Here is a 26,068-nt window from a genome sequence, read left to right as displayed (position 1 = left end):
GAGACATTTGAAAGCATGACTTTACACAGCATTTGCAGCCAGGCGCGCCAGCGCATCAAAAACGGACTGTTGCACGGCTCACGACGACTTCGCGTGATGGCCCTGCGCCGGCCCGGAGCGGCGGCCAGTCTGGTGGTGGCGGTAGGCATCGTCTGCGGCGCCGGCATCAGCAGCGCCGAGACCTCGCGTCTCCAGGCCCAACTGCAGCAGCAGGAAAAATCTGTCGAAGACACCCGCCGCAAGGCCCAGCGCGAAGTCAACGCCATGGCCGCGCGGGTGGCAGAACTCCAAGCCCAGGCCAACCGCCTCAACGCCCTGGGCGAGCGCCTGGCCCGGGCCGGCAAGCTGGTCGACGGCGAATTCGATTTCAATGAGCCGGTCGCCCTGGGCGGCGTCGGTCCGGTAGAAGACATGCCGGTCAGCGGCCTGATCGAGGAGCTGACCCACGTGGAAGACCAGCTCCGCGCCTCGGGCTCGCAGCTCTCCGTGCTGGAGGCGCTGCTGTTCGATCGCCAGCTTGAGCGCTCGGCCATCCCCTCGCGCTCCCCGGTGGTCAGCAGCTATGTCACCTCCGGCTACGGCCGTCGCGCCGACCCCTTCAGCGGTGGTCGCGCCTTCCATCGCGGCATTGATTTCCGCGCCCGCCATGGCGACCCGGTCATGGCCGTGGCCGATGGCGTGATCAGCTACGCCGGCTGGCGCAGCGGCTACGGCAACGTGGTGGAAGTGGACCACGGCAACGGCTACGTCACCCGCTACGCCCACAACACCAGCAACAGCGTGCGCGTCGGCGATCTGGTGCGCTCGGGCGAGGAAGTGGCCAAGGCCGGCTCCACCGGCCGCTCCACCGGCACCCACGTGCACTTTGAAGTGTGGGAAGACGGCCGCGTGCTCAATCCGCGCGAGTTCCTGGCCGAGGCCGCCAGCCGGGGCTGACCGCAGGTCGGGGCCACGTCCCCGACGCCCCGCCCCGACGCCCCGCGAAAACTTGAAACGCGCCCGGGCCATCCCCACGGTACAATCCGAAGTTGCCGTGAAAAGGGCGCCTCGCGCCCTTTTTCATTTCCAGCGCCCGGGCTGCGGTCCGGAGCCCCTGCAAACGGATTCCAACCACACATGCTCAATCGCCTGCTCACCAGCGTCTTCGGCAGCCGCAACGAACGCCAGCTCAAACAGCTTCAGAAGCTTGTCGACAAGATCAACGCCCTTGAAGAGCAGATGAAGGCGCTCCCAGACGCCGAGCTGCAGGCCAAGACCCCTGAGTTCCAGCAGCGCATCGCCAACGGCGAAACGCTCGACCAGGTCCTGCCTGAAGCCTTTGCCGTGTGTCGCGAAGCCAGCGTGCGCGTGCTGGGCATGCGCCACTACGACGTGCAGCTGATCGGCGGCATGGTGCTGCACATGGGCCGGATCGCCGAGATGCGCACCGGTGAGGGCAAGACCCTGGTCGGCACTTTGCCCACGTACCTCAACGCCCTGGAAGGCAAGGGCGTGCACGTGATCACGGTCAACGACTACCTGGCCCGCCGCGACGCCGGCTGGATGGGGCGTCTCTACAGCTGGCTCGGTCTGAGCGTGGGCGTGGTGTATCCGGGCATGGACCACGCCACCAAGGCTGACGCCTACAAGGCCGATATCACCTACGGCACCAACAACGAGTTCGGCTTCGACTACCTGCGCGACAACATGGCGCTGTCCAAGGCCGACCGCCACCAGCGCGGCCTGAACTACGCCATCATCGACGAGGTCGACTCCATCCTCATCGACGAGGCCCGCACCCCGCTGATCATCTCCGGTCCGGCCGAGGAATCGCCGGAGCTGTACATCAAGGTCAACCGCATCATCCCCTCCCTGGTGCCCCAGGAAGAGGAAGACGGCGAGGGCGATTACTACGTCGACGAGAAGCAGAAGCAGATCCATCTGTCCGAGGCCGGCCAGGAAAACGCCGAGCGCTTGCTGCGCGAAGCCGCCATCCTCGACGAAGACGAGGGTCTGTACGACTCGCAGAACATCCACATCGTCCACCATCTCAACGCCGCCGTGCGCGCGCATGCCATCTACCAGCGCGACGTGGACTACATCGTCCGCGACGGCGAAGTGATCATCGTCGACGAGTTCACCGGACGCACCCTCAAGGGCCGGCGCTGGTCGGACGGCCTGCACCAGGCGGTGGAAGCGAAGGAGGGCGTGCCGGTCCAGCGCGACAACCAGACCCTGGCCAGCGTCACCTTCCAGAACCTGTTCCGCATGTACAACAAGCTCTCGGGCATGACCGGCACCGCCGATACCGAGGCGTCCGAGTTCCAGAGCATCTACGGGCTGGAAGTGGTGGTCATCCCCACCAACCGGCCGATGGTCCGCATCGATAATCCCGACGCCGTGTTCCTCAACCGCGCCGGCAAGTTCCGCGCCGTGGCCCGTGATATCCAGGAGTGCAACGCCCGCAACCAGCCCGTGCTGGTGGGCACCACCTCCATCGAGGTCAGCGAACTGCTGTCCGAGGAGCTGAAGAAGGCCGGAATCACCCACGAGGTGCTCAACGCCAAGCAGCATGAGCGCGAAGCCCAGATCGTGGCCAACGCCGGCCAGCCCGGCGCGGTCACCATCGCCACCAACATGGCCGGTCGCGGTACCGACATCGTGCTCGGTGGCTCGCTGGAAGTGGAGCTGGCCGAGCTCGGTGAAGAAGCCACCGAAGAGCAGAAGGCCCAGCTGCGCGCCGACTGGGAGCAGCGCCACCAGCAGGTCAAGGAGGCCGGTGGCCTGCACATCATCGGTACCGAGCGCCATGAGTCGCGCCGCATCGACAACCAGCTGCGCGGCCGCTCCGGCCGCCAGGGTGACCCGGGTTCAAGCCGCTTCTACCTGTCGCTGGAAGACAGCCTGATGCGCATCTTCGCCGCCGACTGGGTGCAGAAGGTGATGGAACGCATGGGCCTGAAGGAAGACGACATCATCGAAAGCCCGCTGGTGACCAAGCAGATCGCCAACGCGCAGCGCAAAGTGGAAGCCCACAACTTCGACATCCGCAAGAACCTGCTGGATTTCGACGACGTCAACAACGACCAGCGCAAGGTCATCTACGGCCAGCGCGACGAGCTGCTTGAAGCCGACAGCGTGGAGGACAACATCCTGGCCATCCGCCAGGACGCGGTGATGGCCCTGGTCACCCGCCACGTGCCGCCGCAGTCCATCGACGAGCAGTGGGACCTGCCGGGCCTGGAAGCGGCGCTGGCCGAAGAGTTCAGCCTCACCCTGGACCTGCAGGGCATGGTGCAGAGCGAACAGGAGCTGGACGCCGAAGGCATTGCCGACCACGTCTCCGAACAGGTGGACAAGCTGTTTGCCGACAAGGAAGCCGCCGTGGGCACCGAGACCATGCGCATGCTGGAAAAGCACATCATGCTCAACGTGGTCGACCAGAACTGGAAGGAACACCTGGCGCGCATGGACTACCTGCGCCAGGGCATCCATCTGCGCGGCTATGCCCAGAAGCAGCCCAAGCAGGAGTACAAGCGCGAAGCCTTCGAGCTGTTCTCCGACATGCTCGACAAGGTCAAGCTGGAAGTGGTGACCCTGCTCGCGCGCGTGCGCATCCGCAGCGAAGAGGAGATCGCCGCGATGGAAGCCGAGGAGCGCCGCCAGATCGAAGCGCGCCTGCGCCAGGCCGACTTCCAGCACGCCGACTCCGGCGGCTACGGCACCGACGAGGAGGCCGCGCAGGTGGATGGGCGTGGCGAGCGCCCGCAGTTGCAGCAGCAGCCCATCGTGCGCGAGGGCGACAAGGTCGGCCGCAACGACCCATGCCCCTGCGGCAGTGGCAAGAAGTACAAACACTGCCACGGCCAGCTCACCTGATCGAACCCCCGTAGGAGCGCGCCATGCGCGCGAAACCGCGTGAACCCCGGTACCCGCCAAACTCCAGGCCCCACCCGCGTCGCCCCACGAAATGGTTCCGACCGTAGGAGCGCGCCATGCGCGCGAAGCCGCGTGACCATTGGCCACGCGGTGCGGCTTCGGGCGGGACGTCGTTACCGACGCCCCGCCGCACACTCGGATACCCGCGGCTTCGCGCGCATGGCGCGCTCCTACAGCGATGGCTGACCGGCCCCCCGTCCACGTCGTCGCCGCCGCCATCACCGATCCGCGCGGCCGCGTTCTCCTGAGTCGCCGCACCGTCGGCCGCGACCTGGCCGGCCTGTGGGAATTCCCCGGAGGCAAGGTCGAGCCTGGAGAAACCCCCGAACAGGCCCTGGTGCGCGAGCTGCAGGAAGAGCTCGGCATCCACGTCCAGCCGGGCGCCCACCTCATCACCGTCCCTCAGGCCTACCCCAACAAGCGCCTGCGCCTGGATGTGCGCCTGGTCAGCGCCTGGAAGGGCGTGCCGCGCGGCCAGGAAGGCCAGGCCCTGGCTTGGGTGCCGCTGCACAAGCTGGCCAGCTACGCCATGCCCCCCGCCGACATCCCCGTGGTCGCCGCGCTCACCGCGCCCGACTGCTACCTCGTCACCCCGGCCCCGGGCCAGAGCGACGGCCGGCCGCAAGGCAGCCTGGCGGACACCGCAGCGCAGCCCGGCGCTGACGCGGCGCAGGATGCGCAGTGGCTGCAAGACATCCAGCGCGCCCTGGCCTCCGGCATCCGCCGCCTGCACCTTCGCCTGCCGGATGCAGGGCACTCATCGCATGCCTTTTGCGCCGTTCGACGCGAATCCCTCCTTCGGCAAGCCCTTGCCCTGGCCCACGCCGCCGGCGCTCAGGCCTTCCTCAGCGGCGATATCGAACTTGCCCGCGCTACCGGTGCCGGCGTGCACCTGCGCTCCAGCCAGCTCGCCCAACTCCAACAGCGCCCGCTGCCCACATCGCTCCCGCTCGCCGCTTCCTGCCACGATGAAGCCGAACTGCAGCACGCCCAGCGGCTCGGCTGCGACTTCGCCCTGCTCGGCCCGGTCATGCCCACCCCCAGCCATCCCGGCGCCCCCGGCCTCGGCTGGACCCGCTTTGCCGCCCTGCGCGAAACCGTCTCCCTGCCCATCTACGCCATTGGCGGCCTCACACCGGCCCACATCCCCCAAGCCCGCCAGCACGGCGCCCAGGGCATCGCCGCCATCCGCGCCCTCTGGCCCTCCGCAAATTAGTTCCCGGTAGGAGCGCGCCATGCGCGCGAAGCCGCGTGACATTAGGTCGTCGCGCCGGGGCGTCGGTTCCCAGCGCGGTGGACGAAGCCCCGGGCCAGCGCCACGATTTACGCGGCTTCGCGCGCGTGGCGCGCTCCTACAGAAGAGCTGGCCTGCGATAGCGGCGGTCCAGCGCAGCCACGTGCTGCTCCAGCACTTCCAGCGGGCATGCGGGAGCAGCCCGAAAGCGCGCGTCTCAGGCCGCCCGCGGGCGCACGGTTCGTTCGATTTCAGACAGGTTGGGCAGGGTCTTCAGGTCGTAAGCATTCTGCAGTGCCAGCCAGGATGCTGCGTCGCCACCGAAGTGCCGCGCCAGGCGGGCAGCGGTGTCGGCTGTGATTCCGCGGCGACCGTTCACGATCTCGTGGATACGCGTTGCCGGTACGCCAAGCGAGATCGATAACGCATTGGCGCTCAGGCTCAACGGCTGCATGAAATCCTCGCGCAGGATTTCGCCGGGATGGATTGGACGCATGGCATTGGTGGGACGGGACATGATGAACCTCATTCAGTGATAGTCGACGATCTCGACCTCAGCAGGACCGCCGTCAGTCCAGACGAAACACACCCGCCACTGGTCATTGATGCGGATGCTGTGCTGACCGGACCGGTCTCCCCGCAGGGCTTCCAGCCGGTTGCCGGGCGGGCTACGCAGGAAGTCGAGCGTCTGCGCGGAGTCCAGTAGTTGCAGCTTGCGTTCTGCTGCTGCCCGAATGGCCCGGAACGGACGAGGATTTCCGCCTTCGAACAGCGCCCTGCTATGGCGGCAGCGGAATGACTGGATCACGGAGATGAGGGTATTACGTGAGTCGTATTACGTCAAACGTACAAGCTGGTGGCTTTGGGGCGTAGGAGCGCGCCATGCGCGCGAAGCCGCGTGACATTGATCGTCGCGCCGGGGCGTCGGTTCCCAACGCGGTGGACGAAGCCCTGGGCCAGCGCCAGGATTCACGCGGCTTCGCGCGCATGGCGCGCTCCTACAGAAGGGCCAGGGTGCGGTAGCGGTTGTCCAGCGCAGCCACGTGCTGCTCCAGCGCTTCCAGCGGGCCATCGTTGATGATGATGTCGTCGGCGATCGCCAGCCGCTCGGCCCGTGTTGCCTGCACTTCGATCATCCGGTCGGCCAGCGCCCGGTCGATGCCGTCGCGGGCCAGCAGCCGCTCCAGCTGTACCTGGCGGGGAACGTCCACCACCAGGATCCGCTGCAGCCACGGATACGCATCGCGGCCCGCCTCGGCCAGCAGCGGGATCGCCGCGATCGCATAGGGCCCCTGAGCCGCCTCGCATTCCTGGCGCACCAGCTGGCGCACCAGCGGATGCACGATGGCCTCCAGCCTCAGCCGCTGGGCATCATCGTTGAACACCCGCCGCCGCATGGCCATCCGGTCCAGCGCGCCGTCGGGCGCCAGTACCTCGGCGCCGAACGCATCCACCACCGCGGCCAGCCCCTCGCTGCCCACCGCCACCGCCGCGCGTGCGGCCACGTCGGCATCCGCCACCGTGATGCCCAGCGCCTCGAACCGCAGCGCCACCGCACTCTTGCCGGACGCCACCCCGCCGGTCAGGCCAATGATGTAATCACTCATGCGGGCTTTGTACCTGCCATGGATCGCCAGTGGAAGCCGGCTACCCCAATCCCGCATACCGCATATAGGCGCCAATCAGCTGATCGCCCCACATGAACACGATCCACCCCGCAATGGCCAGATAAGGCCCGAACGGAATGGGCGTAGCCCGATCCCGCCCCTTCGCCGCCAGCCACACCGAGCCAATGATCGCCCCCGACAGCGCCGAAAGCAGCACGATCGGCAAAATCCCCGTCAGCCCGCACCACGCCCCCAGTGCCGCCAGCAGCTTGAAGTCCCCGTGGCCCATGCCTTCCTTGCCGGTGATCTGCTTGAACAGCCACCACACCGACCACAGGCTCACATAGCCCACGATCGCCCCCAGCAGCGCAGGCTTGGCCGGCATATACAGATTGTCGGCGGCTGCAATCAGCCCCAGCCACATCAAGGGCAGGGTGAGCTGATCGGGCAGCAGCTGGGTGCGCAGATCAATCCCCGACAGCGCCACCAGGAACGAGGTGAACACGATCGCCCCGAAGCCCTGCCAGCCGAACCCGAAGTTCCACACGCACGCCACGAACAGCAGCGAGGTAATCAGCTCCACCAGCGGGTACTGCACCGAGATCGGCGTGCGGCAACTGCGACACTTGCCACGCAGCGCCAGCCAGCTCAGCACCGGAATGTTCTCGTACCAAGACAGCTGGTGCCCGCAGCTGGGGCAGTGCGAGCGCTCCACCACGATCCCCGGAGGCGGCGGATCGTACATCTCCGGCTGCTCCAGCACCTCGCGCGCCTCGCGCTTCCACTCCCACTCCATGCGCCTGGGCAGGCGCAGGATCACCACGTTGAGGAAGCTGCCCACCAGCAGTCCCAGCCCGGCCGCCAGCGGGTAGCCGAGCGCGGGGTTTGTGTCGAGGTACGCCATGGGTATCCGGTATCAGGTGAAAGGGATCAGCCGGGCCGGAAGCGCATCACGTCCAGGACGTTCCCCGATGCACGCCGGCCAGCCTTCAGGATGGTGACACATGTGCAACCTCAAATCGACGCGGATCCCCGCCGCGTCACTCGTCACGCGGCTTGTCACCCAGGCTGCGCCAGCCCATCACGCGCACGCCGCTACGCGCGTACGCATCATTCCCACCGTGGATCAGCCACGGCATCAGAGCCTCTTCGCCCGCGAAGCGCCCGGCCTTCTGGCCTGCACGGATATAGTCGGACGTGACCGTGGCGCCGGACTTGATCTCCACCGGCTGCAGCCGCCCATCCACCTCGAAGACCAGGTCGGCCTCCACGCCATTGTTGTCCCGCCAGAAATACAGGTCCGGCGGCAGCCCGGCATTGAGGCGGGATTTCACGAACTCGCCCACCACCAGGGTCTCGAACACGGCCCCACGCAGCGGATGCAGGGCCAGCGTCTCGGCATCGCGGATCCCCAGCAGCCAGCAGGCCAGGCCGGTATCGACGAAATACAGCTTGGGCGACTTGACCAGGCGCTTGCCGAAGTTGCGATGGTAGGGCGGCAGCAGGAAGACCAGGTCGCTCGCCTCCAGCACCGACAGCCAGGCGCGCGCGGTGTGGTTGGAGATGCCCGTCTCGCCTGCGAGCGCGCTGACGTTGAGTAGCTGTCCGGTGCGCGCGGCACACAGGCGCAGGAAGCGCTGGAAGGTGGAAAGGTCCTGCACGTTCAGCACCTGCCGCACATCGCGCTCGACATAGGTGGCCACGTAGGAGGCAAACCAGTCGGCAGGCAGCAGCGGCTGTGTATGCAGGGCGGGGTACATGCCCTGCAGCAACAGCCCATCCAGGCCCAGGGCGTCGTCCCGCGCCGCGGGCAGCTCCTGCAGCGACAGCGGGAGCAGGCGGGTCATACCCACCCGTCCGGCGAGCGACTGGGTGACGCCGGACAGCAGGCCGAACTGTTGCGAACCCGTCAGCACGAAGCGCCCTGGCGTCCGGTCCGCATCCACCATGCCCTGCAGGTATGAGAACAGGTCCGGCCAGCGCTGCGCCTCGTCGAAGATGGCGCCCTGCTCGAACCTGGCCAGGAATCCGCGCGGGTCCTCGTGGGCAAAGGCACGCTCCTGCGGATCTTCCAGGCTGACGTAAGCCTTGTCGGGGAACAGCTCGCGCGACAGCGTGGTCTTGCCGGACTGGCGAGGCCCGGTCACGGCGACCACGGGAAAGCCCTGCGCCAAGCGCAGCAGGGTAGGAGTCAGAGCGCGTGGAAGGAACATGGCGCTATCTATACATATTGGAAACTACAAAGTCTATATGTATGAGAGCTCCACCGGCCGACTGCCTTCTTGGACGCGCGAAGGTGCCCTCCATGTGAACCGACTGATGTACTGAATAAAAGACACCAGTTGATTATCTGTCCATAATGTCCTAAGTTCGCGACATGTCGAGCCCGCTGCTCCCCATCCGTTCCCTGCATGACCTAGGTCAGACGGTTCGTCACCTGCGCCAGCGCGAAGGACAGCGGGCGGTGTGGGTGGCGCGGCAATCCGGCCGTAGCCGCGATCTGTTGCATCGCCTGGAGTCCGGCGGCGATATCACTGCCAGCGCGCTGCTGGACATCCTTCAGGCCATGGGCTGCGTGCTGCGCATCGAAAAGGCCGGCCTGCCCACAATGGACGAAATGCGCCAGCGCTTCGGCGATGGCGGCGAGCCACAGGACTGATCCCATGGCCGCCGATTCCATTCCCGAACAGATCCGCCTGCTGGAGCTCGATGTTGCCGGCGAGCTGTCCGGCCAGCTGTTGCGGCAATCAGGCTATGAATACCGCTACCTGAACCCCGTTGAAGACCAGCCCTCCGTCGGCTTGCTGATGCCGCCCACCCGGCTCACCTGGCGCGATGGCGACCTGTTTCCGGTGATGGACCAGAATCTGCCCGAAGGCGACCTGTTCAACCGCCTGCGGCAGCAGTTTCCCAAGCAGGCCATGACCGCCATGCGCCTGCTGGCCATGATTGGCCACAACGGAATCGGCCGCCTGGGCTACCGCCTACCCGGCCACACCGTGCCCGCGCCGCCACGCGTCCTGGCCCGCGAAGAATTGCTCGGCCTGCGTTACAGCGCAGCCATCTTCGACGAACTCGTGGCTGCCTACCTGTCCACCGGAATCGGCATAGCCGGCATGCAGCCCAAGATCATGGTGCCGGACCGGGCGAGCATCCCCATTCCCACCCTGATCGTGAAGACCGCAAGCGACAGCTATCCGGGCCTGGCCGCCAACGAGTACCTGTGCATGACCGCCGCCGCCCGCGCCGGCATCCAGACCGCCCGCGTGGACCTGAGCCACGACGGCCGGATGCTGATCGTGGACCGCTTCGACATTGCCGAGGACGGCACGCGCCTGGGTTTTGAGGACGTCGCCTCGCTCATGGGCCTGCGTGTGCGCGACACCTTGTCCGAGCGCAAATACCACGGCAGCTATGAAAGCGTGGCCGGCCTGCTGGCCATGATCACCAGGGGGAAAGCCGAGCTGCGTCGCTTCTTCGAGCAGTTGGCGTTTTCCGTCATGGTCGGCAATGGCGATGCACATTTGAAGAACTTCGGTGTGCTCTACCAGGGGCGCGCGGACGACATCCGGCTGGCGCCGATGTTCGACGTGGTCAGCACCCGCATCTACCGCTACCAGCGTTCGCCCGGCGGCCCCGAGCTGGAAGACAACACCCTGGCCCTGCGCCTGTGGGCGGGGACGAAACAGCGGTCAAAAAGCTACCCGTTGCAGGAAGATCTGGCCCGCTTCGGCCGCGACGTATGCGGCGTGGGCAAGCCCGCCCACGTGTTCCAGCGCATCGCCGACAGCCTGCATGCCACCCTGGCATCGGCCCAGGCCGACGAACGCATTCCGCACGACCTGGTCGAACGCCTGCGACCGGTGTGGGAAGCGGGGATGGTGTTCGCCGCGTCGTCCCGACAGCGGGGATCCGGTTCATCCTGACCTGGTAGGAGCGCGTCTTACGCGCGAAGCCGCGTGACATGTGGCCGCGCGGCGCGGCTTCGGGGACCGCGCTGCACCCGATGCCCCGACCCACCGCCGCGATTCACGCGGCTTCGCGCGTAAGACGCGCTCCTACAACAGCGGGGGCCGCTCCACCGCGCCGGGAGGCCGCCGCGGGGCCATAAAGAAAAATGCCCCGGAGGTCCGGGGCATTCCGTGTGGTGCGCGCGGCTGCGGTTTGCCTAGACCACAGAGGCCAGCTTGAAGATCGGCAGGTACATGCCGATCACCATGCCGCCCACCACAATGCCGATGAAAATCATGATCAGCGGCTCAATCAGGCTGCTCAGCGCGTCCACCGCGTTGTTCACCTCTTCCTCGTAGAAGTCCGCCACCTTGTACAGCATGGTGTCCAGCGCACCGGCCTCTTCGCCGATGGCGGTCATCTGCACCACCATGTGCGGAAACAGGTTCACCTGCTTCATGGCCATGTTCATCTGGTAGCCCACGGCCACATCTTCGCGGATGCGGTGGGTGGCTTGCTCATACACGCGGTTGCCGGTGGCGCCGGCAACCGATTCCAGCGCCTCCACCAGCGGCACGCCGGCCTGGAAGGTCGTGGCCAGAGTGCGAGCGAAGCGGGCAATGGCTGCGTTGTGCAGCACCTGACCGATGATCGGAATTTTCAGCATCAGCCGGTCCATTGAGTGCTGCAGGGCGGGTGAACGCTTGTAAGCAAATATGAAGCCGAATACGGCTATCACTACGATGCCCAGAATCATCCACCAGTAGCTGACCATGAACTTGCTGGCCGCTACGATCATCTGGGTGAAGGCGGGCAAGTCTGCTCCGAATCCCTGGAATACGGCTTCGAACTGCGGCACCACGAAAATCAGCAGGATCGCACTGACAATAATCGCTACCGCGACCACCGTGATTGGATAGAACAGGGCCTTCTTGATCTTGCCCTTTAGCGTTTCAATGTTTTCCTTATAGGAGGCGACGCTGTCCAGCACCGTTTCCAGCACGCCTGCGGCCTCGCCTACCTTCACCAGATTGCGGGTGAGCTCATCGAACTGTACCGGGTACTTGCCCAGCGCCTCGTTGAATGGACTGCCGCCCTCGATATCGAGGCGGATGGCGTTCACCATCTCCATCATCTTCGGGTTCTTGTGCCCGTTGCCGATGATCTCCAACGACTGCACGATGGGCACGCCGGACTTGATCATGGTGGCAATCTGCCGCATGAATACGGCGATTTCCTTGGGGGTGATGGTCTTGCCGGTGCTGCCGAACAGCGGCTTGGGCTTGGCCTTGACCACCGTAGGCATGATGCCCTGGCGGCGGAGCTCGGCGCGCAGCAGGTTGGCGTTCTTGGCCTGCTGCTCGCCCTTCATCTTCTGGCCGCGCTTGTCGGTGCCTTGCCAGACAAAGGTGTCCAGGGTCACGCCTTGGCGCGCTGTCCCGGCGGATCGTGCGGACTTCCTGGCGGCGGTACGGCTCATGGACATTGTTGTGACTCCCCTGGCCCGGCCTCCCCAGCCGGTCGATTCCAGCATGGTAGCGGGTCGCGGGCACTTGTGTAATTCGGCAGTGTGACGCCGAGCCGGGTTTGGCCCGCCCTCCGTCCCAGAACGCCACCTGCATCATCCAGTGGGCACCGCAACGGTCGAACTAGTCGGTCGTCACCCGGTCGATTTCCGCCAAGCTGGTGACTCCTTGCTTCACCTTCATCAATCCGGACTGGCGCAGGTCTCGCACCCCAGCCTTCTGTGCCGCCTCGGCAATCTGCAACGCATTGCCCCCCTGCAGCACAATCTCCTGGATCTCCTCGCTCATCGGCATCACCTGGTAGATGCCGGAGCGGCCCTTGTAGCCGCTGGTGCACTCGTCACAGCCCACCGCATCGTAGATCTTCAGGCCTTCGTGGATTTCATCGCTGGTAAAGCCTTCGGCAAGCAGCGCCGCTTCGGGCAATTCCAGCGGCTTTTTGCATCGGTTGCACAGTCGCCGGGCCAGGCGCTGGGCAATCACCAACGTCACGGAACTGGTGATGTTGTACGGCGCCACCCCCATGTTCATCATGCGGGCAATGGTCTGGGGGGCGTCGTTGGTATGCAGGGTGCTGAGAACCATGTGGCCGGTCTGCGCGGCCTTGATGGCGATCTCCGCAGTTTCCAAGTCACGGATCTCACCCACCATGATCACATCAGGGTCCTGGCGCAGGAAGCTGCGCAACGCGGCGGCAAAGGTCATGCCGCGCTTCACGTTCATCTGTACCTGGTTGATCCCCGATACCCGGATTTCCACCGGATCTTCCACCGTGGAGATGTTGCGCTCATCGTTGTTGAGGATGTTCAGCGCGGTGTACAGGCTCACCGTTTTACCCGAGCCGGTAGGGCCGGTTGCCAGCACCATGCCGTAGGGCTTCTGGATCGCCTCCATAAACAGATTTTTCTGGTCTTCCTCGTAGCCCAGCTTGTCGATTCCAAGCTTGGCCGCGCTGCCATCCAGGATGCGCAGCACCACTTTCTCGCCGAACAGGGTGGGCAGGGTACTGACCCGGAAGTCGATCTGTTTGGTCTTGCTGAGATTGAGCTTGATGCGGCCGTCCTGAGGGACCCGCTTCTCGGCAATATCCAGCTGGGCCATAACCTTCAACCGGGCGGTGATGCGCTGGTTCAACTTCACCGGCATCTTGGCAGCCTGCTTCAGGATGCCATCGATACGTAGGCGCACCCGGTAGTCGGTCTCGTAGGGCTCAAAGTGGATGTCGGATGCGCCCTTCTTGATCGCATCCACCAGCACCTTGTTGACGAACTTGACGACTGGGGTGTCGTCACCTTTGACGTCACTGCCACTGTCACTTCCCGCTTCATCGCCGCCGACATCCAGGTTCTCCAGCCCTTCCGCATCCTCTAGCGCGTCGCCGAAGCTGTCGGTGGCTTCCAGCCATAATTCCAGCGTCCGTCGCAGGGCGTCTTCATCGACCAGGATCGGCTCCACCACCAGGTTGGCATTGAACTTGATCTCGTCCAATGCTGGACTGTTGGTTGGATCGCTGGTGCCGACGAACAGCTTGCCGCCCCGCTTGAACAGCGGCAGCACGTTGTGCTTACGCAGCAACTCTTCACTAACGAGTTTGATTGCGCCTTGGCCAACGTCCATGACCGACGGGTCAAAGAGAGGCATCCCAAACTCGATGCAGTTGGCCGCAGCTAGTTGGGCAGCGGTCACCGCCTTCTTCTCGCGTAGCCACAGGGCTACGGGCTTACGTTCGATGGTTGCCTTGTCTAATGCTTCGCGGGCGCTGCTTTCATCAAGAGCGCCGTCCAGGACTAGGCGGCGGGCGATGCCGGTGATGCCGACTAGATTCGCTGCGAGGGTCGCGGTCATAGGTCTGTTCTTCTTATCGCGCTATTGCTAACTATATCGAAATAGTTGCGAAACTCACGGACGGGCACTTTTCTCCGATATTCCTCATCGTCCGCTGGGAGCTTGAGCTCTAGGCTGGAGCGAACGGCGTGTTTCTAGGTACATATGGTGAATTGTCGCACTCGCTAAAAGAAAGGAGCCCCGCCGTAGCGGGGCTCCATGTCTCAGCTGTCGCCGTAGTGATTACGGATTCGGAGGTGTGGGTGTGGCGGCGCCAATGGTGCAACCGGCTGGTACATGCTTGGGATCCAGGTCGCTTGCCACGGTGCAAGGCCACTGCCCATTGGTGTCACGAGTCAAGGTAACGGTCTTGTCGTCCACGTTGGGGTTGCCGTTCAGCGTGCAAACGATGGTTTGGCCAGAAGGGGCATTCCACGCGCCAGTTGCCGTGATCGCGCAACGCGGGGTGGTAGCTGCCAAGCCCAAATTCGTTACATCAGTGGGGTCGTCGATGCGATTGCCAGCCTGAATGCCCTCTTCATAGGCCGTCACGCCAGCACGGATGTCGGCCAAACCGGCAGTGACCTGCGAACGCGCCACGTAGTTCTGATAAGCCGGCAGCGCAATCGCCGCCAGGATGGCAATGATCGCCACAACGATCATCAGTTCGATCAGGGTAAAACCCTTCTGTATCGACTTTTTCATTTGTGTATCCCCTAGGAGTTATTGAAAGTCACGTGCCGCATGGTCGGCTGACGCCGGGTCCGTTGGGCAGCCGTGCGATACCGCACGTGCAATGAAGAGTACGCATGATGCGTGCCAAGGTGGACTTTGTGGGGGACGTCAAGTGGCTTGGGCGGGGCCTGTCACAGTTGTGGCGCTGGTTGATTCAGCGAGGCCGGCCTTTAGCGTCATCTTCTGACGCGAAGTGACAATTCTTGGATCTGGGGTAAACCCTATGACCGGATAATTGTGACGGATGTCACGCGTTGGTCGCAAGTCTCGCCCTTTGCGTGGGCCTTCCTCAGGATTTGCGTGGGCGTTTGGTCATTCGCTCCAATCTGGTGCCACTGGCCCGGTCATGCCAGGTCAGCCGATCACGATCGAACCATGCCTACGGTCACCAGCCGGATCCGCCACGGACGCATGCCCAGGGTCTGCCCGCCGCGGCGCCAGCTCCAGGTGGCGTAGATGATCTGGGTGAAGCGCAGAAAAAGGTACTGAGACAGTTGTTGAAAGCCGAGATGGATGCGAGGACGTGATGAAGCGTGATGTGTTTTCCGAATTGATTGAAGGTTTCGATGCCCTTGCAGCGGAACGCGAGGGCAAGATCACGCTGCGCTCCCACAAGGTGCAGCTGGAAGAACTTCGGGAAGTGACTGCGGACGAGCTGATCCGGATTCGCGAGCAGTTGAAGATGTCGCGTCCGGTGTTCGCGATGTACCTGCGTACCAATCCCCGCACCCTCGAGAACTGGGAGCAGGGTCGGGCGAAGCCGAATGCGCAGGCCACGACGCTGATTCGGCTGGTGCAGAAGTACCCGGAAACGGTGGAGCACCTGGCGGCGCTGACCTGATCATCGGGTGGAGAGCAGGCGCGCGGTCGATGGGGGCCGGTGGCATGGCCCGCTCCCGCAGGAGCGGGAGGGGTCCGATGTCGCCCCCACTTGCATTCGTCGGGAGGGCGGCTATCCCATGGAAGGACGAGACAGCGATGACCGCGCATGAGTCGAACCATCAGGATGAGCTTTGCTATCACCTGCCGGAAGAGAGCCAGCTGACCTGGCCAGGTCTACCCTGCCGGTGCTGGGACAGGCGATCTTCGATGGCGCGGCATCAGCTTTTCCCACGATGGGGAGGGGAGTTTTCCGACAGACGCTGCGGCAGCGTTCTGCGATTCTGGCTACCTCGCCCATTGGACAAGGAGGTCCAATGCCAGCCCGGGAAGCGCACGACGGTGCCTACAAGCTGCTGTTCTCGCATCCGCTGATGGTGCGGGAACTGCTGGAAGGATTCGTCCAGGAAGACTGGGTGCGGCGGCTTGATTTCGCCACCCTTGAGCGGGTCAACGGCCATTACGTCGCCGATCGCCTCCAGCAGCGCAGTGATGATGTCGTGTGGCGGGTGCGCATGGCCGATGATGGCGGGTGGCTCTACCTCTACCTGCTGTTTGAATTCCAGAGTCGCAGTGATCGCTGGATGGCCCTGCGGCTGATGAATTATGTCGGTTTGCTGTGGCAGGACCTGGTGCGTTCGAAGCAGTTGACCGCAGACAAGCGGCTGCCGCCGGTGTTTCCGCTGGTGATCTATAACGGCCGGCCGCGCTGGAATGCGCCGAAGCTGCTGCAGCCACTGTTGGCGGCGCCGGCCGGCGGCACACTGTCCCGTTACCAGCCGCGGTTCCGCTACTTTCTGTTCGATGAGGGTCAGGTGGCGCCGGAGCAGGCCGAGCGGGCGGACAACGCGGTCAGCCGCCTGCTGGCGCTGGAGGCCAGTCGGGATCTGGAAACGCTGCAGTACGAAATCGCGCGGCTGCGGCTGCAGCTGGCAACGCCTGAACACGACAGCCTCCGGCGTGCGTTCACGGTGTGGATTCACCGGGTGGCCCTGCGGCGTATGATTCCCGGACAGGAAGTCCCCCGCACCGAGACCCTTGAGGAGACCGAAACCATGCTTGCAGAACGCGTGACCGAGTGGACCCGGGAGTGGAAGCGGGAGGGGTTGGAGCAGGGCTTGGAGCAGGGCTTGGAGCAGGGCCGGAAGCAGGGGCGGGAGCAAGGTCGCCTGGAAGGCGAGCGGGCAACCGTACAGCGCTTGCTGACGCGACGCTTCGGGCCGCTTCCGGAGGCCGCGCTGGCGCGCCTGGCGGCCGCGGACGCCGAGACCCTGGGCCTATGGGCCGAGCGGCTGCTGGATGCGCCGAGCCTGGAAGAGGTGTTTCAGGCGGTTCGGTGAGCGCGGGCCAAGGAGGCGGTCGGCGGAGATGGCACGCCTGGCGGCCACGGCCCCGTGTGTCCCGCCGGATCAGCGCTTGGCTTCGCGGATCAGCCGGGTGCCGCTGGCGCGGTCGTGCCAAGTCAGCCGATCACGATCAAACCATGCCCAGAAAAAGCCGGCGCCGGCTAGCAGTAGCGATGCAGTGCCCACCAGATAGCGCCGCCACAAAGCCCCCCAGCTGGGCGTGGCACCATCCGCGGCTACCAGCCGGATCCGCCACGGACGCATGCCCAGGGTCTGGCCGCCGCGGCGCCAGCTCCAGGTGGCGTAGATGCCGGCCACTGCCCAGCAGGTGATCCACAGCAGCCACTGGGTGAGGCTGAAGGGCTCGATGTTGTGGCGCACGTCGCCGTGGATGGCGGCATCCACCAGCATGAACGGCACGGCAGTGAGGAACCACAGCGCCAGCGCCGGCCACAGGTCGTAGAACAGGGCGAGCAGGCGCCAGGGAATGTGGGCGCGTGGCGGGGAGGGCTCTGCGGGTGGTGTCTCTTCCATCGGACAAGGATACAAGTGGTGCTGGTTGGCAAGACACCAAGGCTGATGTCCTTGCCGTTTGGTCGGCGTATCAGCGCAGGGCGCGAATGGCGGCTTCGGGTTCTTTCTCGATGACCCGCAAAAGCGCTTTGGCGGGGCCGGTTGGTTCGCGTCGGCCTTGCTCCCAGTTCCGAAGGGTGCCCACCTCAACCGCGATCAGGCGTGCGAACTTGACCTGGGAGAGATTGGTTGCGGCGCGGATGCGTTTTACGTCGGTTGCATCAACGTGGAATTCACGGCTGGGCGCACGCTCGCCGCGGACGATTTCGTCCATCTCGGTCATGCTTTCGACCAACTCGGAAAACAGCTTTTTGTCCATGGCTACCACCTTTCGTTAAGGACGCGCAGTACGCGCTTTTCGTCTTCGCTCAGGTCGTCCTTGACGTTCTTCGGATAGATCAACAGCAAGCGGATCTGGTGTGCCGCGGCAACGTGGAAATAGATCACCCTTGCGCCGCCACGCTTTCCTTTGCCCTTGGCTGCAATCCGCAGCTTGCGCAGCCCGCCCGTGTCCGGAATGACATCACCCGCGTTCGGATGCGCGGCCAGATGCTGCTGGAACTGCAGGTATTCATCTTCATTGAGCAGCGCTTCGACTTGCCGTGTAAATACGGAGGTCTCGATGAAGATCATAAAGGCAAAAGTACGCCATTGGCGTAGGTGCGTCAATGGCGTATGTGGATGATTGTCTGGTGGAACACTGCGTACGTATGCCCGGCCGATCAGCGTTTGGCTTTGCGGATCAGCCGGGTGCCGCTGGCCCGGTCATGCCAGGTCAGTCGGTCCGATCGAACCAGGCCCAGAAGGTGGTGAGGAGCCACAGCGCCAGCATCGGGCGCAGGATCGTAGAACAGGGCGAGCTGCCCGAAAGACCTTCTGCGGGTGGGGTATCGTTTTCGCATGACCAGTCGTAGCCCCGCCGACCGCCGCCAGAAGGCGATGCAATTGCCGCCCCTCGCGGACGGGGACGCGCGCGCGATCGATACGTTTCTTGATGCCATCTGGGCCGAGCGCGGGCTGGCGAAGCAGACGCTGGACAGCTACCGCCGTGATCTGGCCATGCTGGCGCGCTGGAATGACGGGCGCGGTGGGGGGCTGGTCGGGGCGGACCGGGAGGTGCTGCACGGTTACCTGGCCTGGCGCACGCGGGAAGGCTATTCGGCGCGCAGCAATGCGCGCTTGCTGTCGGTGCTGCGGGCGTTCTACGGCCATCTGCTGCAGCGCGGGGCGCGCGGTGATGACCCCACCGCTTTGATCGAGGCGCCGAAGCTGGGCCGGCTGCTGCCCAGGGCGCTGACCGAAAGCCAGGTGGATGCACTGCTGGCGGCGCCGGATGTGGATGCGCCGGCCGGGCTGCGCGACAAGGCCATGCTGGAGCTGATGTACGCCTGCGGGCTGCGGGTGAGCGAACTGGTGGGCCTGCCGGCCAACGGGGTGAACCTGCGCCAGGGCGTGCTGCGGGTAGCGGGCAAGGGCGGCAAGGAGCGGCTGGTGCCGCTGGGCGAGGAGGCGCAGCACTGGCTGGAGCGTTACCTGGAAGAGGCACGCCCGCTGCTGGCTGGCGGGCGGGTGCCGGCCGGAGCGGGCGCCGGGACGCCGCTGTTCCTCGGGCCGCGGCGGGGGCCGCTGAGCCGGCAGGCGTTCTGGCTGGCGGTGAAGAAGTATGCGGCGCTGGCCGGTATTGATCCGCAGGGGGTGAGCCCGCACGGGCTGCGCCACAGTTTCGCCACCCACCTGCTCAACCATGGCGCGGACCTGCGCGCGCTGCAGATGCTGCTGGGCCACAGCTCGCTCTCCACCACGCAGATCTACACCCTGGTGGCGCGGGAAAAGCTGAAGCAGCTGCACGCCCACCACCACCCACGCGCGTAGGTCGGCCCTGCGCCACGCTCAGCCGCGGGTGGGGGTCGGCGTGGAATAATGTCGCTTCCGTCCGCTCCGAGGTTCCCGCCTGTATGAAGCCTTATCTGTTTGTCCTGCTCTGCGCGTTCAGCCTGTCAGCCTGTGCGCAGGCGCCGGATCCGGAGGCGGATGGCGCGGATGCGATTCCTGTAACGCCCGCACTGGACCCGCCCCGGGTGGAGGCCGAGCCGGGCACGCCCAAGGCGCGCGCGCTGGAGGCGATCGCCCAGGTCAACCCGCAGATACAGGTGGACAGCGTGGAACCGGCCCCGATCGAGGGCTACCAGGAAGTAGTGGTCGGCGGCCAGGTGGTGTACGTGAGCAACGACGGGCGCTACCTGATCCAGGGCAGCCTGTATGACGTTGAGGCGCGTCGCGACCTCAGCCAGGACGGCCTGGCCAAGGTGCGAAAGGAGCTGATGAAGCTGTCGCCGGTGGAAGAGCGGATCGTGTTTGCGCCGGAGAACCCGCGCTACACGGTGGCGGTGTTCACCGACGTGGAGTGCGGCTACTGCCGCCGCCTGCACCAGGAGATCGAGGAGTACAACCGGCTCGGGATCGAGGTGCAGTACCTGGCCTTCCCGCGCATGGGGCTGGAAAGCGAGGACTACGGGAAAATGGTGTCGGTGTGGTGCGCGGATGACCCGAAGCAGGCCATGACCGATGCCAAGAACGGCAAGCGCGTGGCCTCGGCCAGCTGCGACAACCCGGTGGCCGAGCAGTGGGAGCTGGGCCAGCGCGTGGGCCTGCAGGGCACGCCGCTGATCGTGACCGAAGACGGCATGCAGATGCCGGGGTACATGCCGCCAGCCGCGCTGCGTGATGCGTTGGATCAGATGGCGGCAGGTAATCCCTGATTCCGGGGCGGCACCTTTTTGGGGGTGACGCCTTTGGGGGGCGCCTTAATGGGGTGACGCCTTTTTTGTAGGAGCGCGTCATACGCGCGAAGCCGCGTGAATCAGGGTGGCGGAGCGCGGCGCCGGACCCTTCGCCGTTACCGAAGCCCCGCCGCAGGGCCAGAATTCACGCGGCTTCGCGCGTATGACGCGCTCCTACAGGTCTCGGCGGCGCGAGTAGTGTCGGGCGGGGGCGTCGTTTGGCGGGTAGGTGTCCGGTACAATGGCGGGCCGCCTTTTCCGTGTGTTGGACATGATCGTCCTCGAGGGCCTTCCCGCCCTGTCGCCGTTCCGGCTTGAGCGCCTGCAGGCGCGTCTGAAACTGTTCCCTTCGGCTCCCCGCGTGGTGGGGGCCTGGCACGTGTACTGGATCCAGCCGCAAGTCGGCGCCGAGCCCGATGTGGGCGCCCTGGCGCGGATCCTGCAGGCTGGCACCGGGGCCGAGCCGCTGGCCGGGGGCGCGGTATCGCGCTTCGTCGCGCCGCGGCTGGGCACCATCTCGCCGTGGGCCAGCAAGACCAGTGAGCTGTTGGCTCACGCCGGGGTTGAGGTGAAGCGGGTGGAGCGCGGCACGCGCCTGGATATCGCCGGCTGGCCCGCGAATGCGGCCGAGGCCGCCGCGCTGGAGCGGCTGCTGCACGATCCGATGACCCAGTCGCTGTTGGAAGCCCACGACGAGGCCGATGCGCTGTTCCGCACGCCGGGCCGCGGCGAGCTGGAGCGCATTGCGCTGGCGGACCTGGAAGAGGCCAACGCCCGCCTGGGCCTGGCCCTGGCGGAAGACGAGATTGAATACCTGCGCGACCGCTTCGGCGCGCTGGGCCGGGATCCGTCCGACATTGAGCTGATGATGTTCGCCCAGGCGAACTCCGAGCACTGCCGGCACAAGATCTTCAACGCCAGCTGGACGCTGGACGGCGAGGACCAGTCGCATTCGCTGTTCCGCATGATCCGCAACACCCACGCGGTCACGCCCGAGCACACCCTGACCGCCTACAGCGACAACGCGGCGGTGGTGGAGGGCTTTGAGGCGCGCCGGTTCCGCCCGGATCCGGTCAGCGCCGAATACCGTGCCGAGCCGCTCACCGACAGCGCGTTCTGCATCAAGGTGGAAACCCACAACCATCCCACCGCCATCTCGCCCTATGCGGGCGCGGCGACCGGCGTGGGCGGGGAGATCCGCGACGAAGGCGCCACCGGGCGCGGCGGGCGGCCCAAGGCGGGGCTGGCGGGGTATTCGGTCTCGCACCTGCGCATTCCGACCCTGCCGCAGCCGTGGGAGCAGCCGCGCGCGCTGAACCCGCGCATGGCGCCGGCGCTTGAAATCATGCTGGACGGGCCGCTGGGCGCGGCGGCGTTCGGCAACGAGTTCGGCCGCCCGAACCTGGTGGGCTATTTCCGCAGCTTCGAGCTGCCGGTGGATGCGCAGTTCGCCTGGGCTTACGACAAGCCGATCATGCTGGCTGGTGGGCTGGGCGCGGTGGACCGGATCCAGGTGGAGAAGAAGCGCCTGTCGCCGGGCGATCTGGTGATCGTGCTGGGCGGGCCGGCGATGCTGATTGGCCTGGGCGGCGGCGCTGCCAGCTCGGTGGCCGGCGGCACCAGCGACGAGTCGGTCGATTTCGCCAGCGTGCAGCGCGACAACCCGGAAATGGAGCGCCGCTGCCAGGAAGTGATCGACCGCTGCGTGGCGCTGGGCGAGGACAGCCCCATCCTCACGATCCACGACGTGGGCGCGGGGGGGCTCTCCAACGCGATCCCCGAGCTGCTGCACGACTCGGACGTGGGTGGGGTGATCGACCTGGGCAAGGTGCCCAGCGATGATCCGTCGCTGTCGCCGATGCAGCTGTGGTGCAACGAATCCCAGGAGCGCTACGTGATCGGGATCGCGCCGGCGCGGCTGGAGGAATTCACCGCGCTGTGCGAGCGCGAGCGCTGCCCGTTCGCGGTGGTCGGTACGGCCACGGCCGAGGAGCACCTGTTGGTCGGTTACGGGGTCACGGCGAATGGCGATGGGGGCTCGGATGGCCCGCGCGCCGATGCTGCGCAGGCAGGCCGTCCGCACCCGATCGACCTGCCGATGGACGTGCTGTTCGGCAAGGCGCCCAAGGTGCACCGCGACGAGTCGCGCCCGGCGCCTTCGCGCTTCCCGGCGCTCAACACCAAGGTCATTGATCTGCACGAGGCCGGGCTGCGCGTGCTGGCGCACCCGACCGTGGCTTCCAAGAGTTTCCTGATCACCATTGGCGATCGCACCGTAGGCGGGCTGACCGCGCGCGACCAGATGGTGGGGCCGTGGCAGCTGCCGGTGGCGGACTGCGCGATCACCCTGTCCGATTACGAGGGCAATGCCGGCGAAGCGATGGCCCTGGGCGAACGCACGCCGCTGGCGCTGATCGATCCCGAGGCCGCGGCGCGCATGGCCGTGGGCGAGGCGATCACCAACCTGTGCGCGGCGCCGCTGGAGAGCCTGGAGCGGATCAAGCTCTCGGCCAACTGGATGGCGGCCGCCGGCCACGAGGGCGAGGGCCCGCGCCTGTTTGATGCGGTCAAGGCGGTGGGCATGGAGCTGTGCCCGACGCTGGACCTGAGCATCCCGGTGGGCAAGGACTCACTGTCGATGCAGGCGGGCTGGCAGCACGAGGGCGAGGATCATTCCTCGGTCTCGCCGGTATCGCTGGTGGTGACCGCGTTTGCGCCGGTGCGCGATGTATCGGCGCAGCTGACTCCGCTGCTGTCGCCGCGCATGGATACCGAGCTGTGGCTGCTGGGCCTGGGTGGTGGGCGGCAGCGGCTGGGCGGATCGGTGCTGTCGCAGTGCCATGGCGCGTTCGGCGGCGCCTGCCCGGACCTGGACAACCCCGGGCGCCTGCGCGCGCTGTTTGAGCTGGTGCGCGATGCGCGCGAAGCGGGCCTGCTGCTGGCCTACCACGACCGCTCCGACGGCGGCGCATTCGCCACGCTGTGCGAGATGGCGTTTGCCTCGCGTCGCGGCCTGGATATCGACCTGGACGACTGGGGCGACGATCGCAGCGAGGATGTGTTCCGCACGCTGTTCAACGAGGAGCTGGGCGCGGTGGTGCAGATCGCTACCGAGCACCGCGCCGAATTTGCCGACCTGGTGGCTCGCCACGGCCTGGTGGAATGCGCGCAGCGCATCGCCCGGCCCACTTCCGCCGCTTCGGTCCGCGTGCTTGGCGACGACCAGGTGATGGTGGAATGGAGCTGGCAGGAGCTGTTCGACGCGTGGTGGTCGGTAAGCCATGCGCTGCAGCGGCTGCGCGACAACCCCGAATCCGCCGATGCCGAGCGCGCGGGGCGGCGCGATTTTGATGCGCCGGGCCTGCAGCCGGTGCTGACGTTTGATCCTGCCGAGGGCCAGGCGCCGGCGGTGACCGGCGTGGCCAGGCCGAAGGTGGCGATCCTGCGCGAGCAGGGAGTGAACGGCCAGGTCGAAATGGCCGCTGGCTTTGACCGCGCCGGTTTTGCCGCGGTGGACGTACACATGAGCGACCTGCTGGAAGGGCGGGTTGCGCTGGACGACTTCAAGGGCCTGGTGGCCTGCGGCGGCTTCAGCTACGGCGACGTGCTGGGCGCGGGCCGTGGCTGGGCTACCTCGATCCTGGAAAACCCGGCGGTGCGCGAGGCGTTTGAAGCCTACTTCACCCGCCCGGATACGTTCTCGCTGGGCGTGTGCAACGGCTGCCAGATGATGTCGCAACTGCGCGACATCATCCCCGGTGCCGGCAACTGGCCCATGTTCCAGCGCAACCGCAGCGAGCAGTTCGAAGCGCGCCTGGCGATGGTGGAACTGCTGGAATCGCCCTCGGTGCTGCTGTCCGGCATGGCCGGATCGCGGATCCCGGTGGTGGTGTCACACGGTGAGGGCCGGGCGGAATACCTGTCCGAGGCGGACCGTGCGGCGGCCCGGGTGGGCCTGCGCTACGTGGAAGGCGACGGTGCTCCGGCGGTTTCGTATCCAGCTGACCCCAACGGATCCACCGATGCGGTGGCCGGCCTGTGCAGTGAAGACGGCCGCGCCACGATCATGATGCCGCACCCCGAGCGCACCCTGCGTAGCGCCAACTTCAGCTGGCACCCTACCGACTGGCCCGGCCAGTCGCCCTGGATGCGGATCTTCCACAACGCCCGCCGCTGGGTGGGCTGATCCCCGACCGGGGCCGAGGCCCCGGCGTCTGACGTTCCCCTGACACGCATATCACCCTTGCCGCTCGTCCGGCAGGGGTGATTTTCCGTGCACGATGTTTGCCGGGCCGGCGGGAATTTGCGGGAAAACCTCGCCGGCCTCCGTGGAACATTTCGTTAATTCTTTGTGAAGAAGGGTGCCTTGGGGCACCCGTTGACTGATCAATCCGTTGACTCGCCGCGTCGGACCAGGACCGTGTCCTCCGTCACGCTGTGAAACAGTCGCGGAGGATTTATGTCGCACTGCGGCAAAACTTGACGTCCTCCGACAGGGTGCCGTAAGAAATCGGTCAGGGAGTGTTCATCGAGGGGCTTCACTTGGGACCGACGAATGTGGCAGGCGCAGTGCATTGCGCGCGCAGCCTTGGGGTGATGGTGCACATGCCGTCCGTTCCCTAGAAAGACATTACATCGGGTCAGCACCGTCTCAAGGGGCGGTGCGATGGCCCGCTTTTCTTTTCAATCGGCATCAGAACGCAAGGGGTCGCAGTTCATGAATCGCATCTACCGCAAGGTCTGGAACAAGTCGCTGGGTCAACTGGTTGTCGCTTCCGAGCTGGCCACGGGCGACAGCCCCGGCGTCCGCGGGGAAGGCGGTAGCGCCGCCCTGCAGCCCAGGTGGCTCGCCGTGGCGGTGAGCGCCCTGTTGTTCGGCATGTCCGCACCGCTTGCGCTCGCGCAGTCGGTGGAAGTGGGTGGCAACGTGGATTGCACCATCGAAACCCCGAGCGCTGAGATCGCGGCCCAGTGCGCCGTGGCCGGAACGGCCAGCGCCACCGGAATCGACGCGGTGGCCATTGGCGCGAATGCAGACGCCAGGGGGGACTTCGCAACGGCGGTGGGTGGCGACGCGTATGCGTCCGGGTACAACAGCACGGCGCTGGGCAACTACAGCACGGCCTTTGGCATCGACAGTGTGGCGCTGGGTTCCGACAGCTTCGCGAGCGGGGACAACAGCACCGCGGTGGGCGTGGAGAGCGAGGCGACCGGATACGGCAGTACCGCGCTTGGCGGGATGCATAACAATTTACCGGCTGAGGCAACCGGTCTGGCCGCGACCGCACTGGGGGCCGGTTCCGGTGCTACCAATGACCTGGCAACGGCGGCAGGTGCACTGTCCTGGGCCGACGGGGTGGCTTCCACCGCGCTCGGTTACAACGCCTATGCGGCCGCCGACGGCAGCGTTGCGCTGGGCATGGAGTCGTTTGCAGACAGGGCCAACAGCGTCTCGGTAGGCAGCGCCGGATCCGAGCGGCAGATCACCAACGTGGCAGCGGGCACCGAGGCGACCGATGCGGTGAACCTGGACCAGCTGGAAGATGCGACCGCCTACAACCAGTACTTCCGCGCGACCGGTGACGGCGAAGCCTTTGCCCAAGGCGAAGATGCAACCGCGGCTGGTTCGGATGCCATGGCGGATGGCGACTACGCCACGGCCATGGGCTCCGGAGCGAGCGCGTTCGAACAAGGC

Annotated in this window: 22 protein-coding genes and 2 pseudogenes; 11 read left to right on the top strand and 13 right to left on the bottom strand. The window is 65.8% G+C overall.

All coding sequences use genetic code 11. The features are described from left to right. Positions 1–15: 15 nt before the first annotated feature. The 3 genes from ACW7G2_RS06155 (at position 16) to mutT (ending at position 5,134) form a co-directional block, all read left to right on the top strand. Positions 16–936, top strand: coding sequence for a peptidoglycan DD-metalloendopeptidase family protein (locus tag ACW7G2_RS06155; RefSeq protein WP_456973804.1), 921 nt, complete (start codon positions 16–18; stop codon positions 934–936). A 180-nt stretch (positions 937–1,116) separates the two neighbouring features. Further along, complete coding sequence (secA, locus tag ACW7G2_RS06150) at positions 1,117–3,858, top strand: preprotein translocase subunit SecA (RefSeq protein WP_456973802.1); 2,742 nt, start codon at positions 1,117–1,119, stop codon at positions 3,856–3,858. A gap of 238 nt (positions 3,859–4,096) precedes the next feature. Then, entirely contained in the window at positions 4,097–5,134 is a 1,038-nt protein-coding gene (gene mutT, locus ACW7G2_RS06145) for an 8-oxo-dGTP diphosphatase MutT (RefSeq protein WP_456973800.1), read from the top strand. A 235-nt stretch (positions 5,135–5,369) separates the two neighbouring features. Here mutT and ACW7G2_RS06140 read toward each other — a convergent pair whose 3' ends face one another. The 5 genes from ACW7G2_RS06140 to ACW7G2_RS06120 all read right to left on the bottom strand — a co-directional run bounded on the left by ACW7G2_RS06140 (position 5,370) and on the right by ACW7G2_RS06120 (position 8,972). Then, positions 5,370–5,669, bottom strand: a complete 300-nt coding sequence (locus ACW7G2_RS06140; RefSeq protein ID WP_456973798.1) for a HigA family addiction module antitoxin — start codon at positions 5,667–5,669, stop codon at positions 5,370–5,372. Between the two features lie 12 nt (positions 5,670–5,681). Then, the gene (locus tag ACW7G2_RS06135; protein ID WP_456973796.1) at positions 5,682–5,960 is read right to left on the bottom strand and encodes a type II toxin-antitoxin system RelE/ParE family toxin; all 279 of its coding nucleotides are present in this window, start codon (positions 5,958–5,960) and stop codon (positions 5,682–5,684) included. Positions 5,961–6,150: 190 nt separating this feature from the next. Next, entirely contained in the window at positions 6,151–6,759 is a 609-nt protein-coding gene (coaE, locus tag ACW7G2_RS06130) for a dephospho-CoA kinase (RefSeq protein ID WP_456973794.1), read from the bottom strand. Between the two features lie 40 nt (positions 6,760–6,799). Further along, the gene (locus ACW7G2_RS06125) at positions 6,800–7,663 is read right to left on the bottom strand and encodes a prepilin peptidase (protein ID WP_456973792.1); all 864 of its coding nucleotides are present in this window, start codon (positions 7,661–7,663) and stop codon (positions 6,800–6,802) included. A gap of 136 nt (positions 7,664–7,799) precedes the next feature. Beyond that, positions 7,800–8,972: an ATP-binding protein gene (locus ACW7G2_RS06120; protein WP_456973790.1), complete on the bottom strand. Its 1,173-nt coding sequence runs from the start codon at positions 8,970–8,972 to the stop codon at positions 7,800–7,802. A 164-nt stretch (positions 8,973–9,136) separates the two neighbouring features. Between ACW7G2_RS06120 and ACW7G2_RS06115 the strand changes: the two genes are divergently transcribed. Further along, on the top strand, positions 9,137–9,418 hold the full coding sequence (locus ACW7G2_RS06115) for a helix-turn-helix domain-containing protein (RefSeq protein ID WP_456973788.1): 282 nt from the start codon (positions 9,137–9,139) through the stop codon (positions 9,416–9,418). Between the two features lie 4 nt (positions 9,419–9,422). Next, positions 9,423–10,685: a type II toxin-antitoxin system HipA family toxin gene (locus tag ACW7G2_RS06110; RefSeq protein WP_456973786.1), complete on the top strand. Its 1,263-nt coding sequence runs from the start codon at positions 9,423–9,425 to the stop codon at positions 10,683–10,685. A gap of 242 nt (positions 10,686–10,927) precedes the next feature. Here ACW7G2_RS06110 and ACW7G2_RS06105 read toward each other — a convergent pair whose 3' ends face one another. From ACW7G2_RS06105 to ACW7G2_RS06090, 4 genes and pseudogenes are all read right to left on the bottom strand, one after another. Further along, positions 10,928–12,196, bottom strand: coding sequence for a type II secretion system F family protein (locus tag ACW7G2_RS06105; protein ID WP_456973784.1), 1,269 nt, complete (start codon positions 12,194–12,196; stop codon positions 10,928–10,930). Between the two features lie 163 nt (positions 12,197–12,359). Beyond that, positions 12,360–14,081 carry a type IV-A pilus assembly ATPase PilB gene (gene pilB, locus ACW7G2_RS06100; RefSeq protein WP_456973782.1) on the bottom strand — a complete coding sequence of 574 codons (1,722 nt, stop codon included), beginning with the start codon at positions 14,079–14,081 and terminating at the stop codon, positions 12,360–12,362. Positions 14,082–14,303: 222 nt separating this feature from the next. Continuing rightward, entirely contained in the window at positions 14,304–14,765 is a 462-nt protein-coding gene (locus ACW7G2_RS06095) for a pilin (protein WP_456973780.1), read from the bottom strand. Between the two features lie 319 nt (positions 14,766–15,084). After that, a pseudogene (locus tag ACW7G2_RS06090) lies at positions 15,085–15,253 on the bottom strand (RDD family protein); the annotation flags it as partial. Between the two features lie 68 nt (positions 15,254–15,321). On the opposite strand from ACW7G2_RS06090, the gene ACW7G2_RS06085 reads away from it, so the two are divergent. Together ACW7G2_RS06085 and ACW7G2_RS06080 are read left to right on the top strand one after the other, a co-directional pair. Beyond that, the gene (locus ACW7G2_RS06085) at positions 15,322–15,636 is read left to right on the top strand and encodes a helix-turn-helix domain-containing protein (RefSeq protein WP_456974135.1); all 315 of its coding nucleotides are present in this window, start codon (positions 15,322–15,324) and stop codon (positions 15,634–15,636) included. A gap of 355 nt (positions 15,637–15,991) precedes the next feature. Next, the gene (locus tag ACW7G2_RS06080; RefSeq protein WP_456973778.1) at positions 15,992–17,014 is read left to right on the top strand and encodes an Rpn family recombination-promoting nuclease/putative transposase; all 1,023 of its coding nucleotides are present in this window, start codon (positions 15,992–15,994) and stop codon (positions 17,012–17,014) included. A 69-nt stretch (positions 17,015–17,083) separates the two neighbouring features. Here ACW7G2_RS06080 and ACW7G2_RS06075 read toward each other — a convergent pair whose 3' ends face one another. The 4 genes and pseudogenes from ACW7G2_RS06075 to ACW7G2_RS06060 all read right to left on the bottom strand — a co-directional run. Further along, positions 17,084–17,554, bottom strand: coding sequence for an RDD family protein (locus ACW7G2_RS06075; RefSeq protein ID WP_456973776.1), 471 nt, complete (start codon positions 17,552–17,554; stop codon positions 17,084–17,086). Between the two features lie 70 nt (positions 17,555–17,624). Next, positions 17,625–17,912: a NadS family protein gene (gene nadS, locus ACW7G2_RS06070; protein WP_456973774.1), complete on the bottom strand. Its 288-nt coding sequence runs from the start codon at positions 17,910–17,912 to the stop codon at positions 17,625–17,627. Positions 17,913–17,914: 2 nt separating this feature from the next. Continuing rightward, positions 17,915–18,226: a type II toxin-antitoxin system RelE/ParE family toxin gene (locus tag ACW7G2_RS06065; RefSeq protein WP_456973772.1), complete on the bottom strand. Its 312-nt coding sequence runs from the start codon at positions 18,224–18,226 to the stop codon at positions 17,915–17,917. Between the two features lie 89 nt (positions 18,227–18,315). Further along, a pseudogene (locus ACW7G2_RS06060) lies at positions 18,316–18,422 on the bottom strand (RDD family protein); the annotation flags it as partial. Positions 18,423–18,493: 71 nt separating this feature from the next. Here ACW7G2_RS06060 and xerD point away from each other — a divergent pair. The 4 genes from xerD to ACW7G2_RS06040 form a co-directional block, all read left to right on the top strand. Continuing rightward, positions 18,494–19,465: a site-specific tyrosine recombinase XerD gene (xerD, locus tag ACW7G2_RS06055; RefSeq protein WP_456973770.1), complete on the top strand. Its 972-nt coding sequence runs from the start codon at positions 18,494–18,496 to the stop codon at positions 19,463–19,465. A gap of 83 nt (positions 19,466–19,548) precedes the next feature. Then, positions 19,549–20,352 carry a thioredoxin fold domain-containing protein gene (locus tag ACW7G2_RS06050; RefSeq protein ID WP_456973768.1) on the top strand — a complete coding sequence of 268 codons (804 nt, stop codon included), beginning with the start codon at positions 19,549–19,551 and terminating at the stop codon, positions 20,350–20,352. Positions 20,353–20,644: 292 nt separating this feature from the next. After that, positions 20,645–24,559, top strand: coding sequence for a phosphoribosylformylglycinamidine synthase (gene purL, locus ACW7G2_RS06045; protein ID WP_456973766.1), 3,915 nt, complete (start codon positions 20,645–20,647; stop codon positions 24,557–24,559). Between the two features lie 531 nt (positions 24,560–25,090). Continuing rightward, the coding region (locus tag ACW7G2_RS06040; RefSeq protein ID WP_456973764.1) for an ESPR-type extended signal peptide-containing protein at positions 25,091–26,068 on the top strand (978 nt) is incomplete at its 3' end.

The organism is Luteimonas sp. A277 (assembly GCF_054052045.1).
The sequence above is the reverse complement of the archived record's forward strand: the minus strand, read 5'-3'. Positions and strand labels throughout refer to the sequence as shown.

Excerpts from the sequence above, each read along its gene's own strand:
- ACW7G2_RS06155 (WP_456973804.1), top strand. The coding sequence starts at position 16 with ATGACTTTACACAGCATTTGCAGCCAGGCGCGCCAGCGCATCAAAAAC.
- secA (WP_456973802.1), top strand. The coding sequence starts at position 1,117 with ATGCTCAATCGCCTGCTCACCAGCGTCTTCGGCAGCCGCAACGAACGC.
- mutT (WP_456973800.1), top strand. The coding sequence starts at position 4,097 with ATGGCTGACCGGCCCCCCGTCCACGTCGTCGCCGCCGCCATCACCGAT.
- ACW7G2_RS06140 (WP_456973798.1), bottom strand. The coding sequence starts at position 5,669 with ATGTCCCGTCCCACCAATGCCATGCGTCCAATCCATCCCGGCGAAATC.
- coaE (WP_456973794.1), bottom strand. The coding sequence starts at position 6,759 with ATGAGTGATTACATCATTGGCCTGACCGGCGGGGTGGCGTCCGGCAAG.
- ACW7G2_RS06125 (WP_456973792.1), bottom strand. The coding sequence starts at position 7,663 with ATGGCGTACCTCGACACAAACCCCGCGCTCGGCTACCCGCTGGCGGCC.
- ACW7G2_RS06120 (WP_456973790.1), bottom strand. The coding sequence starts at position 8,972 with ATGTTCCTTCCACGCGCTCTGACTCCTACCCTGCTGCGCTTGGCGCAG.
- ACW7G2_RS06115 (WP_456973788.1), top strand. The coding sequence starts at position 9,137 with ATGTCGAGCCCGCTGCTCCCCATCCGTTCCCTGCATGACCTAGGTCAG.
- ACW7G2_RS06110 (WP_456973786.1), top strand. The coding sequence starts at position 9,423 with ATGGCCGCCGATTCCATTCCCGAACAGATCCGCCTGCTGGAGCTCGAT.
- ACW7G2_RS06105 (WP_456973784.1), bottom strand. The coding sequence starts at position 12,196 with ATGTCCATGAGCCGTACCGCCGCCAGGAAGTCCGCACGATCCGCCGGG.
- pilB (WP_456973782.1), bottom strand. The coding sequence starts at position 14,081 with ATGACCGCGACCCTCGCAGCGAATCTAGTCGGCATCACCGGCATCGCC.
- ACW7G2_RS06095 (WP_456973780.1), bottom strand. The coding sequence starts at position 14,765 with ATGAAAAAGTCGATACAGAAGGGTTTTACCCTGATCGAACTGATGATC.
- ACW7G2_RS06085 (WP_456974135.1), top strand. The coding sequence starts at position 15,322 with ATGAAGCGTGATGTGTTTTCCGAATTGATTGAAGGTTTCGATGCCCTT.
- ACW7G2_RS06080 (WP_456973778.1), top strand. The coding sequence starts at position 15,992 with ATGCCAGCCCGGGAAGCGCACGACGGTGCCTACAAGCTGCTGTTCTCG.
- ACW7G2_RS06075 (WP_456973776.1), bottom strand. The coding sequence starts at position 17,554 with ATGGAAGAGACACCACCCGCAGAGCCCTCCCCGCCACGCGCCCACATT.
- nadS (WP_456973774.1), bottom strand. The coding sequence starts at position 17,912 with ATGGACAAAAAGCTGTTTTCCGAGTTGGTCGAAAGCATGACCGAGATG.
- ACW7G2_RS06065 (WP_456973772.1), bottom strand. The coding sequence starts at position 18,226 with ATGATCTTCATCGAGACCTCCGTATTTACACGGCAAGTCGAAGCGCTG.
- xerD (WP_456973770.1), top strand. The coding sequence starts at position 18,494 with ATGACCAGTCGTAGCCCCGCCGACCGCCGCCAGAAGGCGATGCAATTG.
- ACW7G2_RS06050 (WP_456973768.1), top strand. The coding sequence starts at position 19,549 with ATGAAGCCTTATCTGTTTGTCCTGCTCTGCGCGTTCAGCCTGTCAGCC.
- purL (WP_456973766.1), top strand. The coding sequence starts at position 20,645 with ATGATCGTCCTCGAGGGCCTTCCCGCCCTGTCGCCGTTCCGGCTTGAG.